This is a genomic window from Enterobacter sp. RHBSTW-00975, from assembly GCF_013615235.1.
Taxonomy (GTDB): Bacteria; Pseudomonadota; Gammaproteobacteria; order Enterobacterales; family Enterobacteriaceae; genus Enterobacter; species Enterobacter ludwigii.
This window is the reverse complement of record NZ_CP055883.1, coordinates 931,771-948,813: the sequence shown is the minus strand read 5'-3', so window position 1 is coordinate 948,813 and position 17,043 is coordinate 931,771. Positions and strand designations below refer to the sequence as shown.

At 55.6% G+C, this 17,043-nt stretch carries 15 protein-coding genes; 6 read left to right on the top strand and 9 right to left on the bottom strand.

Features of this window, described 5'->3' with window-relative positions; all coding sequences use genetic code 11:
* Positions 1–52 precede the first annotated feature (52 nt).
* On the top strand, positions 53–1,753 hold the full coding sequence (locus HV340_RS04595) for a lysophospholipid acyltransferase family protein (protein ID WP_020885252.1): 1,701 nt from the start codon (positions 53–55) through the stop codon (positions 1,751–1,753).
* 44 nt (positions 1,754–1,797) lie between these two features.
* Here HV340_RS04595 and tauD read toward each other — a convergent pair whose 3' ends face one another.
* The 6 genes from tauD to mmuP form a co-directional block, all read right to left on the bottom strand.
* Positions 1,798–2,649 carry a taurine dioxygenase gene (tauD, locus tag HV340_RS04590; protein ID WP_014168804.1) on the bottom strand — a complete coding sequence of 284 codons (852 nt, stop codon included), beginning with the start codon at positions 2,647–2,649 and terminating at the stop codon, positions 1,798–1,800.
* A complete protein-coding gene (gene tauC / locus HV340_RS04585) occupies positions 2,646–3,473 on the bottom strand; it encodes a taurine ABC transporter permease TauC (protein ID WP_014168802.1) in 828 nt (275 codons plus the stop codon). The genes tauD and tauC overlap by 4 nt, the downstream gene beginning before the upstream one ends.
* Positions 3,470–4,237: a taurine ABC transporter ATP-binding subunit gene (gene tauB / locus HV340_RS04580; protein ID WP_181216339.1), complete on the bottom strand. Its 768-nt coding sequence runs from the start codon at positions 4,235–4,237 to the stop codon at positions 3,470–3,472. The genes tauC and tauB overlap by 4 nt, the downstream gene beginning before the upstream one ends.
* A gap of 10 nt (positions 4,238–4,247) precedes the next feature.
* Positions 4,248–5,210 (bottom strand): taurine ABC transporter substrate-binding protein, encoded by a 963-nt coding sequence (gene tauA, locus HV340_RS04575; RefSeq protein ID WP_014168800.1) that lies wholly within the window; start codon positions 5,208–5,210, stop codon positions 4,248–4,250.
* Positions 5,211–5,406: 196 nt separating this feature from the next.
* On the bottom strand, positions 5,407–6,339 hold the full coding sequence (gene mmuM, locus HV340_RS04570) for a homocysteine S-methyltransferase (RefSeq protein WP_050737469.1): 933 nt from the start codon (positions 6,337–6,339) through the stop codon (positions 5,407–5,409).
* Complete coding sequence (mmuP, locus tag HV340_RS04565; RefSeq protein ID WP_025205021.1) at positions 6,326–7,726, bottom strand: S-methylmethionine permease; 1,401 nt, start codon at positions 7,724–7,726, stop codon at positions 6,326–6,328. The genes mmuM and mmuP overlap by 14 nt, the downstream gene beginning before the upstream one ends.
* 336 nt (positions 7,727–8,062) lie before the next feature.
* Between mmuP and HV340_RS04560 the strand changes: the two genes are divergently transcribed.
* Positions 8,063–9,172 (top strand): AI-2E family transporter, encoded by a 1,110-nt coding sequence (locus HV340_RS04560; RefSeq protein ID WP_020885256.1) that lies wholly within the window; start codon positions 8,063–8,065, stop codon positions 9,170–9,172.
* A 120-nt stretch (positions 9,173–9,292) separates the two neighbouring features.
* Positions 9,293–11,077: a diguanylate cyclase gene (locus HV340_RS04555; RefSeq protein WP_181216338.1), complete on the top strand. Its 1,785-nt coding sequence runs from the start codon at positions 9,293–9,295 to the stop codon at positions 11,075–11,077.
* Positions 11,078–11,110: 33 nt separating this feature from the next.
* Here HV340_RS04555 and HV340_RS04550 read toward each other — a convergent pair whose 3' ends face one another.
* Entirely contained in the window at positions 11,111–11,620 is a 510-nt protein-coding gene (locus HV340_RS04550) for a hypothetical protein (RefSeq protein ID WP_020885258.1), read from the bottom strand.
* A gap of 20 nt (positions 11,621–11,640) precedes the next feature.
* Positions 11,641–12,537, bottom strand: coding sequence for a LysR family transcriptional regulator (locus HV340_RS04545; RefSeq protein ID WP_086532891.1), 897 nt, complete (start codon positions 12,535–12,537; stop codon positions 11,641–11,643).
* Between the two features lie 97 nt (positions 12,538–12,634).
* Here HV340_RS04545 and HV340_RS04540 point away from each other — a divergent pair, with 97 nt between their 5' ends.
* Both HV340_RS04540 and HV340_RS04535 read left to right on the top strand, forming a co-directional pair.
* A complete protein-coding gene (locus HV340_RS04540; protein WP_073395590.1) occupies positions 12,635–13,429 on the top strand; it encodes an SDR family oxidoreductase in 795 nt (264 codons plus the stop codon).
* Between the two features lie 68 nt (positions 13,430–13,497).
* On the top strand, positions 13,498–14,712 hold the full coding sequence (locus HV340_RS04535; protein WP_181216337.1) for an L-dopachrome tautomerase-related protein: 1,215 nt from the start codon (positions 13,498–13,500) through the stop codon (positions 14,710–14,712).
* Between the two features lie 404 nt (positions 14,713–15,116).
* On the opposite strand, the gene HV340_RS04530 is transcribed toward HV340_RS04535, so the two are convergent.
* A complete protein-coding gene (locus HV340_RS04530; RefSeq protein ID WP_044868113.1) occupies positions 15,117–15,476 on the bottom strand; it encodes a LecA/PA-IL family lectin in 360 nt (119 codons plus the stop codon).
* Positions 15,477–16,262: 786 nt separating this feature from the next.
* Between HV340_RS04530 and HV340_RS04525 the strand changes: the two genes are divergently transcribed.
* Entirely contained in the window at positions 16,263–17,027 is a 765-nt protein-coding gene (locus HV340_RS04525) for a LecA/PA-IL family lectin (protein WP_181216336.1), read from the top strand.
* Positions 17,028–17,043 lie beyond the last annotated feature (16 nt).

Below are 17,043 nucleotides of genomic sequence, written 5' to 3'. Positions count from 1 at the left end.
AACCGACATCTCCCCCTTCTACTGTCATCGCAAGACGGCAGGAGGAGTGATCATGTTTAGTCTCGATAGCGTTCTCGATGACCTTTGGCCTCAGGCGAGGCCGGCACCCTGGCAAAAAAGTCTGTTAAAAAGGCTGTTTTACGAAGAAGAATTCCAGCAATTTGCCGCAGCACACCGCCACCTGAAAGGACTGGATATGGTGGAGCAAGTTCTGGAGCACCTTGATATTCTCTGCACCGTTTCCGCCCGCGATCTCGAACAAATCCCCGAACATGGCCCTCTGGTTATCATTGCCAATCACCCGACAGGTACTCTGGACGGGCTGGCGCTGATGTACGCCGTCTCGCGCGTGCGACGCGATGTCAAAGTCGTGACCAACCGGATGCTGACCCACCTGGAGCCGCTAAGCTCGCTGTTTATCCCGGTCGATAATATGGGCGGCAGGACGGCAAAAACGTCGCTTGTACAGATGGAACAACATCTGCAAAACGCGGGTGTGCTGATCTTCTTCCCGGCGGGTGAAGTTTCCCGGCCGACGCGAAAAGGCATTCGCGATAAAAAATGGCACTCGGGATTTATCAAACTCGCCACCAAACTGCGCGCCCCACTGCTGCCGGTACATATTCAGGCGCACAACAGCCTCCTCTTTTATGCCAGCACGCTGGTGTCGCCGACGTTATCCATGTTGCTGCTGATGCAGCAGATGTTCCGCCGTCGCCATAGCCAGCTGCCGATTACAATCGGTCAGCAGATTGCCTGGAGTGACTGGTATAGCGCCACCCTTTCGTCGCGTGAGATGGCCGAAAAGTGCCGTCAGCACGTGATACGTCTTGGCAAGGGAGTGCCTGGCGTCTTTAAAACCCAGTGCGCCATTGCCCGTCCGGAAGACCGGGCAACGCTAAAACGCGAGCTGGCGCAGGCTGAATGTCTGGGCAAAACCGGCGATGGCAAATCCATCTATCTCTGGCAGCGTAACGGCCAGGAAGAGGCGCCACTGCTACGCGAACTGGGCCGCCTGCGTGAGATTGCGTTTCGCGCGGTGGAAGAAGGAAGCGGTAAGCGCCGGGACACTGACAGCTACGATGATGACTATCTGCATCTGATCTTATGGGACGATGAGGATCTGGAGATTGTCGGTGCGTATCGCTTTATGCCCACCGCCAGACAAGTGGAGCGTCGGGGGCCGGAAGGACTGTACAGCTACAGCCTGTTCCACTACGACGACAAAATGCAGGATGTGCTGGAGCACGGCATTGAGCTCGGGCGCAGCTTTATTCAGCCGCGCTACTGGGGACGCCGAGGTCTGGACTATCTGTGGTCAGGCATTGGTGCCTATCTGGCGCGTTATCCCCACTACCGCTATCTGTTTGGTCCGGTCTCGATATCCGGCGGCTTGCCGCCTGCCGCGCGGGATCTGCTGGTGGCGTTCTACCGCCTCTGGTTCCCGGCAAGCCATCCACTCGCGGCGTCACGCCAACCCTACCCGGCATCGCTTCCGGACGTGCTGGCGCAGTTTGGCGGCGTGGATTATGTCGACGATCTGACGAAGCTAAAATCCCTGCTCGGCAATCTGGGCTGCGGCATTCCGCCGCTCTACAAGCAGTATTCCGAGCTGTGCGAACCGGGTGGCGTACAGTTTATTGATTTCGGAAGCGACCCGGCATTCAACAACTGCGTTGACGGCCTGGTGCTGGTGGATTTGTGTTATCTGAAGGCGAACCGCTATCAGCGCTATATTGAGGCGCATTTGTAACCCTGCTTTCCCCTCTCCCGTCGGGAGAGGGTCAGGTGAAGGCATCAGCCCGCACGGTAAAACGGTTTATCCCCTAAAATCGTCGCCCGCTGCATAATCCGACGCTGCGGCAGATAATCCGCGTTCGCATAGTGTTGCGTCACGCGATTGTCCCAGATCGCCAGATCGTTCTCCTGCCAGCGCCAGCGCACCTGAAATTCCGGCCTGGTGATATGGGCAAACAGGAAGCTTAGCAGCGCATCGCTCTCTTTTTCCGTCACGTCTACGATCCGCGTCGTAAAGCCTTCGTTCACAAATAACGCCTGCTTACCGGTCACCGGGTGCGTACGCACCACCGGATGCAGCAGCGGCGGATGTTTCGCGACCGCGTCCTGCCAGCGCAGATGTTCCTCTTCGCTTTTCCGGTACTTGTACTCCTGGAAGGATTTTTTGAAGTCATGTTCGGCCCGCAACCCGCTCAGCAGCGTCCGGAACGGTACGGACAGCGCCTCGAAGGCGGCGATACCGCTGGCCCACAGCGTATCTCCACCGGTGTCCGGCAGCAGCTTCGCCGCCAGTATCGCCCCGGCAGGTGGCGTTTCGATAAACGTCACGTCGGTGTGCCAGTTATCGTTGTCCGGCGGATTATCGTTATGGGTATCCAGCACGATGATCTCCTCCACGCCTTCCGCATGGGGATAGACCGGGTGAATATGCAGATCGCCGAAGCGCAGGGCCAGCGCACGCTGCTGCTGCGGGGTGATCGCCTGTTCGCGCAGGAACACCACCTGATGGCGCAGCACCGCGTGGTACAACTGCTCGAACTGGTTATCGCTCAGTGGACGGGTCACGTCCAGGCCGGAGACCTGCGCACCAATGTATGGCCCCAGCGGGGTGATGGTCAGACGTTCACTCATTGTATTTCTCCATGCCAGGGCGTCAGACGTCGCTGTAGCGCGCGCAGCCCCAGTTCTAATCCAAAGGCGATCACGGCGATCACCGCGATCCCTGCCAGCACGACGTCAGTCGCCAGAAACTCTCCCGCCGACTGCACCATAAATCCTAATCCGCGCGTGGCGGCGATCAGCTCAGCCGCCACCAGCGTTGACCAGCCCACCCCGAGGCCAATGCGCAACCCGGTTAAAATCTCCGGCAGCGCGCCCGGTAAAATCACAAACAGCAGCACCTGAAGACGGCTGGCACCTAGCGACTGCGCCGCGCGGATCCGCACCTGCTGTGCACTCTTCACCCCAGCCAGTGCCGACATAGCAACCGGGGCAAAAATCGCCAGATAAATCAGCAAAATTTTCGAGGTTTCCCCGATGCCAAACCAGATAACCATCAGCGGCAGATAGGCCAGCGGTGGGACCGGACGGTAAAGCTCAATCAGCGGGTCGAGAATGCCGCGCACCGTCGGGCTCAGCCCCATCGCGATACCCACCGGGATGCCAATCACTACCGCCGCCAGCAGCGCCACCAGAATACGCGCCAGACTGGCACCTAAATGCTGCCAGAGCGTAGCATCCATAAAACCCTGCGGCCCGGCGATAGTGATGAGTTTCGCCAGCACCTGTCCCGGTGGCGGAAGGAACAACGGGCTTACCCACTGTTGCGCTGCCACCGCCCACCAGACTGCGAGCAATACCAGCAACGTGCCCGCACTCAGCGTGATCTGGCGAGAGAACGGCCAGCGTAACGCGAGACGAGGGCGGCGCGTTTTCTCACTGAAGACAATGCTCATGAGAATGCCTCCCGTTGTTCAAATACGCGGCTTAAAACATATTCGCGCTGTTCAATAAACAGCGGATCGGATTTGATACTGCGGACCGGTTCACCGGCCACATAGCGACGGGCAAAGCTGAGCGGCAACCGCTCCAGCACACGACCCGGCCCCGGCGAAAGCAACACCAGTTCGGTCGCCATAAACACCGCCTCTTCGATATCGTGGGTAATCAGCAGTACCTGCTTGCCCGTTTCGTGCCACAGGCGCAAAAGCAGCGTTTGCATCTGCTCACGGGTGAAGGCGTCCAGCGCACCAAACGGCTCATCCAGCAGCAACAGCTGTGGGTTTGCCGCCAGCGCGCGGGCAATCCCGACCCGTTGACGCTGGCCACCGGAAAGCTGCCAGATAAAACGTTTTTCAGCGCCCTCCAGCCCCACCTTTTTTAGCATCTCACGCGCGGTCGCCAGCCGTTGTTCACGGTGAATCCCCGCAAGCTGCAGGCCGAAGGCGACGTTTTCCTGCACGTTGCGCCACGGAAGCAGCCCTTCACTCTGAAAGACCACGCCGCGCTCTGCACCCGGACCCTCGACCCGTTTCCCTTCCAGCTGGATGGAACCATGCTGATACGGTACAAACCCGGCGATCAGATTCAGCAGCGTGGTTTTGCCGCACCCGGACGGACCCAGCACGACCACCAATTCACCGCTGTCCAGCGTCAGGTTGATCTCCTCCAGCACAGGTTTACCGCCGTAATCAGCAGACAGATTTGTAATATTCAGCATCGCTTCCCCCTTATTTCACAAAGCGATCGGTCACGTACTGGCTGTAATCTGTCGCCACCGCAGGCACTTTGCCCTGCTCTTTCAGAAACGTAGCGGTATCGACAATCGCTTTATTGACCGGCCCATTGAGCTGCTGGACCTGTTGTGCAGGCGTGAGATAGGTATTGCCTTTCACCAGCCCCGGCACGTCCGCTTCCGGAACGCCGCTCAGGCGCGACAGTTTTTCCAGATTGCCCGTCTCTTTCAGCCACGCATCGGGATTGCTGAGATAAGGCTGTTGGGCGTCAATGGCGCTTTTAGCAAACGCCTTCACCACGTCAGGGTGTTTCTCCGCGAAGTCTTTACGCACGACCCACACGTCGAGCGTCGGCGCGCCCCACTGCCCCACCTGTTCGGAATCGGTCAGCACGGTGCCGTCTTTTTCCAGCTCATTCACGGCAGGTGCCCAGACGTAAGCGCCGTCGATATCCCCACGCTGCCAGGCGGCAATAATTGCGGGTGGCTGCAGGTTGATGATCTGCACCTGGCCCGGCTTGATGCCCCAGTGTTTGAGCGCCGCCAGCAGGCTGTAATGGGTGGTGGAGATAAACGGCACGGCGATGCGCTTGCCAATCAGATCTTCCGGACGGGTGATGTTTTTCTTCACGACCAGGGCTTCAGAATTCCCGAGCTGTGACGCCAGCAGGAAAACCTCAACAGGCACCTGCTGGCTGGCAGCCACCGCCAGCGGGCTGGAACCGATATTGCCAATCTGCACATCGCCGGACGCTAATGCGCGCACGACGGCCGCCCCGCTGTCGAATTTACGCCAGTCCACCTTCGCGCCGCTTTCTTTGGCGAAAGTGTTATCCGCCTGCGCAACTTTTGCCGGTTCCGCAGAGGTTTGATACGCGACGGTAACGTCTACCGCCTGTGCCTGAAATGCCCACAGCGCCAGCGCGCCGAGAAGTGTAATTCGCGATGAAATTGCCATTGTGACTGCTCCCCTTGTTGTTATGAGGGCAGTATTTCCGGCGCAGGAATTTTGATAAAGGAATAAAAAAGAATCGTTAATTCCGATTCGTTTTTAGAAAAAAAGTGGCAAAGGATAGTGAATTTTGTGAGGTTTATTCTGGCTCCCTCTCCCGACGGGAGAGGGATGAGGTGAATGCATCAGACGACACACGGCATCAGCGCTGCGCCTTTAGCTCCGCAATGTCTTTCGGCGTGGTCCGGCAACATCCCCCAATCAACTTCGCCCCGGCCGCCAGCCACTGGGGTAAATAGCCCGCCAGCGTTTCGCAGGCTTCGCCATGGTGATGCCAGGTTTTGGTCACGGCGTCATAATGCTCCCCCGAATTCGGGTAGACCACCAGCGGCAGTGCGGTGAGGCTGTGAAGATGTTTCAGTGCCGCGGTGGTATTTTCCAGCGCGATACAGTTGATCCCCAGCGCCACAATTTGCGGATAGCGTTCCAGCGCGGAAATCACCTCGCGCAGCGGCGTGCCGTCGCTGAGGTGCTCGCTGTCACGCAGGGTAAACGAGAACCATCCCCGGGCCCGGGGATACTCGGCAAGAAGCGCCGCCAGCGCCTTGATTTCAGCAAAGGATGGCAGCGTTTCGCAGGCCAGCAGATCTGCCCCGGCATCCAGCAGCGCTTCCACGCGCGGGCGATGGAAATCGGTAAACGCTTCTGCGCTTCGCACGTAGTCACCGCGATACTCAGAACCATCCGCCAGGTATGCACCATACGGCCCAACCGATCCCGCGACCAGCAGCGTGCCTGCATGAGGGTTTTCCGCGAGATACGCTTCGCGCGCCTTACGCGCCAGCTCCACGCTTTTGCCAATCAGCGCACGGGATTGCGCCTCATCCAGGCCTCGTGCGGCAAACCCCGCAGGCGTGGCCTGATAGCTGGCGGTGATTGCCACCTGCGCTCCCGCCCGGTAGTAGTCCAGATGAACGTCGCGGATAAGATCCGGGTTTTCAACCAGCACTTTGGCAGACCACAGGCTGTCTGCAAGATTACAACCGCGCGCTTCCAGTTCCGTCGCCATCGCGCCATCCAGCACCACAAATGGCTGTTTTTCAAGGATGGCGGTAAGCGGATTATTCTGCGACATGTTCAGGCTCCTGCGATGTCATGTTTCGGGTCAGGTAGTAGGCACCATAACACAGGGCAACAAACGGAAGCCCGCAATAAAGGGCAATACGCTGACTCGGGTCAAATGCCAGACCAACACAGGCCACCACGCAGAGGATAAAGCCAAGCACCGGCACCAGCGGATACCACGGCGCGCGATACTGCAGAGCGGAAAGCGGCTGACCAGACTGAAGATGGCGACGACGGAAGACAAAATGCGACGCGCAGATGCTGATCCAGACCGCCACCACAGCAAAGCCTGAGATGGCGGACAGTGCGACAAACACCGTGTCCGGTGCCACCACGCTTGAGAACAGCGCCAGTACGCCGCCAAGCATTGAAACAGAAATCGCCGTCATGGGTACGCCGTTTTTATTAACGCGCGCAAAGCAACGCGGCAGCGTTTTTTCATTCGAGAGTGACCAGAGCATGCGGCCAGAAGCGTACAGGCCCGAGTTCGCCGCCGACAGGATGGCCGTCAGGATCACGAAGTTAAAAATATCAGCCGCGTACGGAATACCGACCTTTTCGAACACCAGTACAAACGGACTTTTTTCCACGCCCGCCTGATGCATCGGGATCAGCGCGGCCAGCACAAACACGGTACCAATAAAGAAGATGATCAGCCGGGCAATGGTGGTACGAATGGCAACCGGAATCACCTTGTGCGGGTTTTCCGTCTCACCCGCCGCGATACCGATAAGCTCTGTCCCGGAGAAGGCGAAGTTCACCGCGACCATGGTCATCAGGATTGGCAGGCCGCCGTGCGGGAACCAGCCTTCGGCGGTAAGGTTGGTTAAGCCCGGCGCGGGAGAACCGTCCTGCATCGGGATAAAGCCAAACACCGCAGCCCCGCCAAGAATAATAAAGGCAATAATGGTGATGACTTTCACCAGCGAGAACCAGAACTCGCCTTCGGCAAAGAAGCGCGTGGAGATGACGTTAAGGCCGAAGATCACCACGCAGAACACCACGCACCACGTCCAGACGGGCACCTGCGGGAACCAGTACTGCATACAGAACCCGGCGGCGGTAAAGCTCGACCCGAGCGCCACCGTCCAGGTAAGCCAGTAAAGCCACGCCACGGTATAGCCTGTAGCCGGGCCAAGATAGCGGGCGGCATAGACGTGAAACGCGCCGGTTTCCGGCATCGCAACGGAAAGTTCGCCCAGACACTGCATCACCAGCCAGACCACCAGCGCGCCAATCAGGTACGCCAGCAGCGTTCCCGCGGCCCCGGTCGTTGAAATGATATAACCAGTATTGAAGAATAGCCCTGTCCCAATGACCCCACCCAGCGAGAGCATAATCAGGTGGCGTGTTTTCATGGTGCGCTTAAGCTGCCCATTTTCTTGTTGTGTTTGCATATTACCTTCTATACGTATGGACATCTAAACATCCAAAGAAGGTGTGTTATACCGCGATTGTTAAGAAAAAGCTAGATGACCAGACGTAATCGGGCGCGCCGCGCGCTGAGTCTGGGGTGGGTTGTGAGGATCACATACAGGAACGGACGCCAGGCCATAAGCACCTCCGCAAGCAGATACTTACAGCATGGCGCGGACCCTGGCGTTCTTCGGTCAGTCGAAAGTGGTATCCGTAAGGAGCGGGTTCATACGCGGGATTTTACAGTGGCGCAATTCTTGGTAAATCCCTCAATCAGTTCTATAGTCGACACAGTTTCATCGTTACAGGATCAACTGATGCGCTTTAACGGACTGACCAAAGGTTTCTTTATCTTCATACTCGCCCTTGTCACCTGGGCTTTCTTCGACGTGCTCTCCCCCTACTTCTCCGCGATTTTATGGGCCGCCATTCTTACCGTTATCTTTAACCCGGTAAAAAACAAGCTGCGCGCGGCGATGGGCGATCGCAACGGACTGGCTTCGCTGTTAACCATCGGCATTATCTGCCTCATCGTCTTTATCCCGTTGATGGTGATCTTTTCATCGCTCGCCATTGAACTGAACGTGGTGTACACCAAGCTGCAAGCGAACAATACCCAATTCCCGGAAGTGGTGGCGAGCATCTTTAACCACCTGCCAGGCTGGGCCAGCGGCTTCCTTGCGGACCACAATCTGACGAACGCGGCGCAGATCCAGAAAAAACTCTCCGATGTGGCCCTGCAGGGCGGACAGTATCTGGCCGGCAGCGCGTTTCTGATTGGTAAAGGGACGTTTGGCTTTGCGATCAGCTTCGGCATCATGCTTTATCTGCTGTTCTTCCTGCTGAAAGATGGTCCGTATCTGGTACGCCAGATCCTTGATTCGCTTCCTCTGTCTGATTTTGCCAAACAGCATCTGTTCGCCAAATTCGTCGGCGTCTCGCGGGCAACGGTAAAAGGTACGGCGGTAGTGGCGGTGGTTCAGGGCACGCTCGGCGGGATTGCATTTGCCATCGCTGGCATTGACGGTAGCGTACTCTGGGGCGCGCTGATGGCGTTCCTTTCGCTGGTTCCGGCCGTCGGCTCGGCCATTGTCTGGGTGCCGGCCGCCATCTTCCTGTTCGCCACGCATCAGCTCTGGCAGGGTCTCTTTATCGTTGGCTTCTTCGTCATCATTGTCGGGCTGGTGGACAATATCCTGCGTCCATTGCTGGTGGGGAAAGACACCAAAATGCCGGACTACCTGATCCTCATCTCAACCCTTGGCGGGATGGAGCTGTACGGCATTAATGGCTTTGTGATTGGGCCGCTGATCGCCGCGCTGTTCATCGCCTGCTGGAACCTGTTCTCCGGTCGCGATCACGCGGGTAACGCCGAAGAGCTGGATGCGGATTTCATCGAGGAAGGAAAAAACCCTCCAGATTTGTGATGATATGACGATAAAGACCACACCAGGCGGCACTGTGCCGCCTTTTTTTTCGCCTTAAATCAAACGTTTTCTATAATTTGAAAGAACGCCATCCTTCTCATGTCGTAAAAGGATCCACAGGTGCGAATCGCAACGATAACTAACTGGGCCTATGGTGCCACGGTCTGCCTGACCCTTGTCTCAGGCATCATCATGCTGATGGCATCCAATGCCGACACCGTGGAACGTCATGCCGTGGAACAGCGGCAGCGCTTTGATGAGCTGACGGAGGATATTGAAACCGACGCCTGGGCGCAGTCCGATTTAGCCCGCCTGTACGTAATAAAAAAAGATCCGCAAACCCTCAGACAATACAGCCAGTCAGAGAACAACCTGAAAAATGTCGAGCTGAGGCTGGATAAACTGCGCGATAACGGCGCGTCCGATGAGGAGCTGTCCCTGCTGCGGGAAGGTCTCAAGATTATCGATGAGCTACAGGATGAACAGCAGACGGCCCTGACCAGTACAGAACGGGGAGAAGATGCCCAGGCCATTGCCCTGCTTTATGGTGCCCCCTATGAGCAGGCACTGGAACGCGCACAAAACCAGATTGATCACTTTCGCCAGATCCTCGACAAGCGGGTGATTGCGTCCGTGCAGGATGCCACCAAAAAATCGAAAGCGCTGCGTACGGCCTCTGAACTGATGGTTGGCCTGACCGCCCTGCTGTTTCTGTTTGTCCTGGGCTTTATCCTGAAACGCCGCGTGCTGCGCCCCGTGGTGCGCCTGAGCGACGTGGTACACCGTCTGGCGTCGCAGGATTACGCCGTCGAAACGCCGAATTTTAATCAGATTGATGAGATTGGCGATATGGCGCAGGCGATCCGTATTTTTCGTGAAAACGGCCTTGCCCGGCAACGGCTGGAAAAAGAGCGCGACGCCGACTGGGCTGTCCGCGAACTGCTGGCCCGCATGACGCAGCGGCTGCAAGGGTGTGAGAACTTTACCGATGTTATCAACGTGGCGGAGATGTTTGCCCCCAATATCGCCCCGGGGGTCCCTGGCCGGCTCTATGTCCTTGACCGCGATCCCTGGCAGATGCGCTGCGTTGCCCAGTGGCTCTCCCCCACGGGAGAGGAGATGATGTTTCATCCTGACGAATGCTGGGCAGTAAGGCGTGGTCAGAGTCATCCCCCGTTCAGCGGTAAGCCGGATATCGCCTGCTATCATCTGCCGGAATCACTGGCGTATCGTTCGCTGTGCGTGCCGCTTATTGCCCAGGGCGAGGCCATTGGTCTACTCTCATTCCAGAATATCACCGCGGAAAATGCCCCTGCCCGTGCTTATCTCGAACTCATGGCCGAAGCGCTCGGTCTGGCGCTGGCAAACCAGCGGCTACGCGATGCGTTGCTGGAAAAAGCATTGTTCGACCCGCTGACCGGCTTGCGTAATCGCCATCATCTGGAAGATACGCTTCATACCCAAATGACACAGGCCATTCGTAACGGCGAACCACTGAGTTGCATGATGATCGATATCGATCACTTCAAGAGCATTAATGACCGGTTTGGCCATGAAGCGGGTGATCAGGTTATTAAAAGCGTAGCGACGATTGTTCAGCGGGCTACCCATGACAACGGAATGGCTTTCCGCTACGGCGGGGAGGAGTTTTTAGTACTGCTTTCCGGTGCTGATGAAGAAGAAGCGCATGACTGTGCTCAACAGATTTACAACGGCGTACAAGGGTTGTCGCTACGTTATGGACTCACGGAGATTGGGCCAGTCGATGTTTCGATTGGTATCGCCAGCTATCCGCAGCACGCCCAGAGTGACAACCTGCTGCGTGCAGCCGATGTGGCTTTGTACCGGGCTAAAGAACTGGGTCGATCGCGGATTGTAAGTTTTGGGATGCTGGAGGCGGGCTAGACGTCATGTTGCGCCACTGATGCTTTCCCCTGTTCATGAGCGCGTGATAGCCCAAAGCACCACGATACCCAGCGCATTACTGCGTTTTTCAACATATAAGGTGTTATCGAGTTGATAGTCGCCCATCGGGTGACAAATACGTATCTTCTCTTTCAGTTCAGGTTCATATACTTCAGCCCCTTCACAATTATATCTGCCTACAGATTTATATTTGTAAGGAGCACTCCAGGACGACACTTTCCCATCCAGTAAATAAACCGCCGTAAAGACGACGAAAATGGCGAGAGGCATGCTGATAATAAAGGTGCCAATGAACACTTTTAGACGCTCAGAAAACGGCCAACCTTTCAACCGTCCCTTCCAGATAAAAATGACCATCAAAGCCAGCGACAAGAGCAATGAGCCGGTCGCGATGTATTGCATTGCGAGAGCGTTAATAAATGTCACACGGTAAATTTCTACGCGCCAGGTAATAAAACAAATTACCAGCGTCAATACCCCAACAATCGCTGGAATCAAAAACGAATAAGACGTTTTTTTCATATTGCACCCTTCCCTTGTCGTTATTGCGTGGTCAGGAGATCAATCATCGCGCGGGTGGCAGCGGACTGGCGCCGGTGTGGCGCGAAGATCACCGAGAACGGCCGCGAGCGTCCGCGAAGGTGAGGAAGCACCTCCACCAGTTGACCGCGCTGTATCCTGTCCCGAACGATAAATTCATAGCTCTGGCAAATCCCCATACCGTGTTCAGCCAGGGAGACAACGCCAAGCACATCATCCGATGTTTCGATAGGTGAAACGGGTAGCCAGTCCACATCGCGTTCGTCTTCCCGAAACACCCACGGAGCGATGCGACCGGTGCGCGGCAAAATAAACGGCAGACACATGTGTCGGTGCAAATCATCCAGCGTTTGCGGAGTCCCCATTCTGTGAAGGTACGCGGGTGATGCGACCAGCAGCAAAGCGGCATCCTCCAGTTTACGCGCGACTAAACCACTGTCGGGCATCTGACCCAAACGAATCGCCAGATCAAACCCTTCAGCAATCAGGTCGACGTTGCGGTTGGTGATGTTCAGATCCACCTGAACGCGCGGGTAGTGTTGGGAGAATCGCGCCAGCAAGGGCGGCAGGCGATAGTGACCGTAGGTAGTCGGTACACTCATGCGCACGCGTCCGGTCAGGTCGCCTTCCTGGCCCTGCCCATCACGTTCGGCTTCATCCAGCAGGGAAAAAGCAGAGCGCGCCTGCTCCAGATAAACTCGCCCTGCCTCGGTCAGGCCTACCCGACGGGTGGTTCGCTGTAAAAGCTGTCGTCCCAGACGCGTCTCAAGGCGAGAAACCGCACGACTCAACACCGAGGGCGTGGTGGACAGGGCGACGGCAGCAGCAGTAAATGAGCCGTGTTCAACGACAGCGATGAAGACCTCAACATCGCCAAGATAATCGAATTTTCTGCTCATTATGCTCTTTCAGGAACAAATGTTTTTCAATTCCGCTAATTTATCTCCAGTTGGGCGATGAGTAAAGTGTGCGCATTCATCACCAGAGGGTAAAATCATGGATCTTCAACTCACCGGTAAGACAGCACTCGTTACTGGCGCAACCGCGGGGATTGGTTTGGCCATCGCCCGCACGCTGGCGCGCGAAGGCGTGGCCGTCACCATTACTGGTCGTGACCACGCGAAATTGCAAAACGCCGTGGCAGACATTACCGCCGCTCAGCCTCAGGCGCAGGTCACCGCCATCGTTGCCGACCTGGGAAACGCTGAGGGGGCAAAAGCCCTGATCGCGGCCTGCCCTGACACCGATATTCTCATCAACAACCTGGGCTTTTACGAAGCCCGAGACTTCACCGACATCACCGATGATGAGTGGCTGAACATGTTCAACATCAATGTCATGTCCGGCGTTCGCCTGTCACGGCATTACTTCCCGCGCATGCTGGAACGCAACTGGGGCCGGGTGATATTTATGTCGAGCGAAGTCGGCGCGTTCACGCCGCCAGATATGGTGCATTACGGCGTCAGTAAGTCGGCGCAACTCGCCGTTTCGCGCGGTATGGCCGAACTCACGAAGGGGACGGGCGTTACGGTCAACAGCGTACTGCCTTCAGCGACCCGCTCCGACGGCATTATCGAATACCTGCGCCAGACCGCACCTGCACCGGGTATGACCGACCAGGAGATCGAAGCGAATTTCTTCCAGACCTACCGTCCCAGCTCTCTTATCGCGCGAATGATCGATGCTGATGAGATAGCCGCGATGGTCGCGCTGCTGGCGAGCCCGCTGGGCGCTGCCTCTAACGGTGCCGCGGTGCGCGTCGAAGGCGGCACTTTCCGCTCCATTCTTTAATGCAGCAGCCGTCATGACCTGAGGGGAACCAGTGTCCCCTGCTTTCCCCTATTTACCGGAGCATAGAAATGTTCAAACGTACCCGTAATATGTCCGCCATCGCGATGGCAATGTTGTTCTCTTTTGCGAGCGGAGTCAGCGCAGCGAACCAGGCCCCTCTTGAGCGCTGGCGCAGCTATACCGGCGTAACCTGGAATACGCCTGAGAAGGGGGAAACGCCGACGCCGTTTTCCGGCTCGGTTAACGCGCCCATCGCAGGCATCCACTTTGATGCAAAGGGAAGAGCCTTTGTCAGTACCCCTCGACTGGTTTCAGCCGGTGCACCCGCGACGTTAAGTATTCTTGATACGACCGTGCAGACCGGACCGGCGCGCCTCACGGCATTTCCGTCCCGCGGGGGTAATGCGGTGGAAACCGCTCCCGACCAGAACCTGCGTAACGTGCTTGGCTTCTATATTGACCGTAAGAATGGCTGGCTGTGGGCCCTGGATATGGGGTTCGTCGCGGGAGAAGCGGAATCCCCCGTGGGTTCGCAGAAACTGATGGTGCTGGATCTGAATACCGGCCGCACGATCAAACGCATTCCACTGGATGGCGTGGCAGACCGCAAGGCGAGCTTCCTCAATGATGTGGTTGTTGATGAGACGCGCCGTGTCGCCTACATCTCCGACAGCGGCTCGCGCAGTGCGCCTGAAAACCGCGTCGGTCTTATCATCGCCGATTTCGCAACCGGCACTGCCCGACGCGTGCTCGACCGTCATCCAGACCTGCAGATTGAGCCGGGTGTGAAAGTCGTCTCGCACGGGGCTGAAGTCTGGCCTGGCCGTCCATTACTGATTGGCATCAACGGTATTGCGCTGTCTCCGGATACCGGCACGCTCTACTGGACAGTGACGACAGGGACCCATGCGTTTGCGGTACCGACTGACATTCTGCGAAAGCCAGGTGCTGACGATGCGCAGATTGCGGCGCAGATCCGGGATCTTGGTTCGGTGGGAGGCAATACCGACGGTATCGTGACCGATGCCGAAGGCAACCTCTATATCACCGATGTGACACACAACGGTATTGTCAGGTATGAACCGAAGAGCGGCTCAATGACCCTGATGGCGTCAAACGACGGCGTACACTGGCCGGACACGCCGGCCATCAATCCGGACGGGGATCTGATCTTTACCTCCAGCAGCCTGAACGACCATTTTGCTGGCGCGGTCAAACCTGGCCAGGAGCGCTATGACGTATGGCGTTTACCCCTGAAGGCGTTGCAGGATAAGCACCAGTAACGCGACTGCGCATGCTCCGTACTGGAAACACTACACGCTCACAGGGACTCACCTTGTGGGCGTGTACATTACTGACGCCGGTGTATGCGAGATAACCGGTGCAGCCAGAAGCAAACGGGCAATGACAGCAACAGAAAAAGGCAAAATGCGGCCAGGAATGCATCCGTTGTAGTAAAATGCAGGACTGAAGCCGCCAGTCCCCCTGCGATTCCACTGAGCACTATCAGGCCAAAAAACACCCACCCGGTAGAGTACCAGAGAATATTGTTGATTAGTCTTCTTATCATCTGCTGAGTTCTGCGAATAATATTGGAATGAATAAGATATCGGTTTGAGAACGCCGGACATAATCCCTGCCGCCATATCAATGGGGCTGAAATCGCTGTATCCGAAACGACCCGTTCTTACCGGTATACATTGACGCTGAAACTGCCGGTATTATCAGAGTATCCAACCTCTGTATCGGCAATATACAGATGCAGGGTACCGCTTTGGGGAGCCGCCCATTTATATACTCCACCGCCTATATCATAACCTTTTCCAGAGGTATCAAATCTCGCCTTCAGCACCTTATCATTGCAGGTAATGAGCCCTTCTTTCACCCTGCCATCCGGCACCGCCAGCGCAAATTCTTCTTTACCGTATTTAATCCAGCCAGAGGCCATTATCGTTATCTCATCACCGGCATTCAGTTGCAGGCCTGTATTAATACCGGCAGGAATGTTTGCAGGAACTTCTCCGGACCATTCTGGCTTAGCCGTCATGCTATTCTCCTTTATCAAACTTCATTAACATTACATTTGATGCGTGCTTTTCATCAATCAAAGACAAAACTCCCCTGCATGTGACAGACATCACATTCAGTATTCATAACATTTCATCATGGATACATATGAATATATTTATCTTTTCCAGACTTATGTCGAAAGAATAATGCGATTTCTTTTTTTACGCTGCGATTTATATAAATCCACCAACACAATCAAACACTAAGTCACTGATTTGCAATTGATTTTAATGTTAACTATAGGAGTAATCGCACTTTTAATCATGACTGTAATTATACCTTTAGTAAATTAATTACCATACCCGAATGGCGGTAATAATAGGTACACAAAGCAGTGAGAGGGCGCATTACAGCACCGCCTGCCGTGATATCCGTCCAATAAAAAACATCTACCTTTCCACTTAATTTCACGCCTCCCAGACGGAAAAGGAATGGGTTAACAAGTATCCACTTAGTTACCATGCCTATTACTTTTTTGGTTTCAACATATACCTCTCACTCACACGCATTACCGCTCTGGAGCAACAAAACACAGCATGAGATTAATCCTAATATTTAATTCGCAGAACTGCAGCAGACGGGAGACGAACAGAAATCATCAGCATCATTTCCAGAATATTATTTGCTGAGTGGCATATCTGTTTATATTCTGATTATGAATGCCGTACCCCTTAGTAACAAAAAACATTATCTATAGGCTATTTATTACCTCATACCACTGACAAGCTGGACGCTCTACGCTGTCACGATTACGGAGAATTATATGACTGTTTCACCTGCATGGTCGGGCAATATTGACGCAACTGCTGACACGGGCATTAATACCGGACTTAAACTGAAAGCCGGGCAAAAAATCAGTATTATTGCGGAAGGATGGATTAAATACGGTAAGGAAGACTACGCCCTGGCATCGCCATACGGCAGGCTAAAAGAGGGCTTTGTCTTACGGAACGATAAGGTGCTGAAAGCCCGATTCAGTGCATCCGGAAAAAGCTATGACATTGGCAGTGGTGTTTACCAGTGGTCGGTACCGGAAGAAGGCGAGTTGATTCTCGTGGTCAGCGACTCTTCACATCGCGACAACAGCGGCGCTTTCAGCGCGGTTGTGTATATCGCTGAAGACGAAAAGAAAGCGGCGGCTCAAAAGGCGGACTGGAAAGGTCATGTTCCCGCAACGCGCAGTGACTGGACCCACACCGGCATAACCGTGAGCAAAGGGGACAAGGTGATGCTGATTGCAGCCGGTACCGCTCAGTACGACAGCCGCGGTCGCAGCTTTGGACCTGACGGCGACAGCCAGCATCCGTCAGCGCAAAAACCGGATCCCACTTTTGTCCTGCCAGAAGCACTGGCGGGGAAATTACTGATCAAAGCGGGTGAGCATATTTACGGTATCGGAAGCGGCGGTAGCGACTTGGAAGTCCCGGCTGATGGCGAAATTTCATTCATTTTTAACGATACAAATGTTGCGTCTGAATACGCCAATAATACGGGAGGCTATGACGTCAGGTTTGTTGTGCTCGGTTGAAATACCCGCAGGGAGG

Coding starts and splice junctions, on each gene's coding strand:
- HV340_RS04560 (WP_020885256.1), top strand. CDS start 8,063: ATGCGCTTTAACGGACTGACCAAAGGTTTCTTTATCTTCATACTCGCC.
- tauC (WP_014168802.1), bottom strand. CDS start 3,473: ATGAGCATTGTCTTCAGTGAGAAAACGCGCCGCCCTCGTCTCGCGTTA.
- tauD (WP_014168804.1), bottom strand. CDS start 2,649: ATGAGTGAACGTCTGACCATCACCCCGCTGGGGCCATACATTGGTGCG.
- mmuM (WP_050737469.1), bottom strand. CDS start 6,339: ATGTCGCAGAATAATCCGCTTACCGCCATCCTTGAAAAACAGCCATTT.
- HV340_RS04595 (WP_020885252.1), top strand. CDS start 53: ATGTTTAGTCTCGATAGCGTTCTCGATGACCTTTGGCCTCAGGCGAGG.
- HV340_RS04535 (WP_181216337.1), top strand. CDS start 13,498: ATGTTCAAACGTACCCGTAATATGTCCGCCATCGCGATGGCAATGTTG.
- HV340_RS04550 (WP_020885258.1), bottom strand. CDS start 11,620: ATGAAAAAAACGTCTTATTCGTTTTTGATTCCAGCGATTGTTGGGGTA.
- tauB (WP_181216339.1), bottom strand. CDS start 4,237: ATGCTGAATATTACAAATCTGTCTGCTGATTACGGCGGTAAACCTGTG.
- HV340_RS04530 (WP_044868113.1), bottom strand. CDS start 15,476: ATGACGGCTAAGCCAGAATGGTCCGGAGAAGTTCCTGCAAACATTCCT.
- HV340_RS04540 (WP_073395590.1), top strand. CDS start 12,635: ATGGATCTTCAACTCACCGGTAAGACAGCACTCGTTACTGGCGCAACC.
- tauA (WP_014168800.1), bottom strand. CDS start 5,210: ATGGCAATTTCATCGCGAATTACACTTCTCGGCGCGCTGGCGCTGTGG.
- HV340_RS04545 (WP_086532891.1), bottom strand. CDS start 12,537: ATGAGCAGAAAATTCGATTATCTTGGCGATGTTGAGGTCTTCATCGCT.
- mmuP (WP_025205021.1), bottom strand. CDS start 7,726: ATGCAAACACAACAAGAAAATGGGCAGCTTAAGCGCACCATGAAAACA.
- HV340_RS04525 (WP_181216336.1), top strand. CDS start 16,263: ATGACTGTTTCACCTGCATGGTCGGGCAATATTGACGCAACTGCTGAC.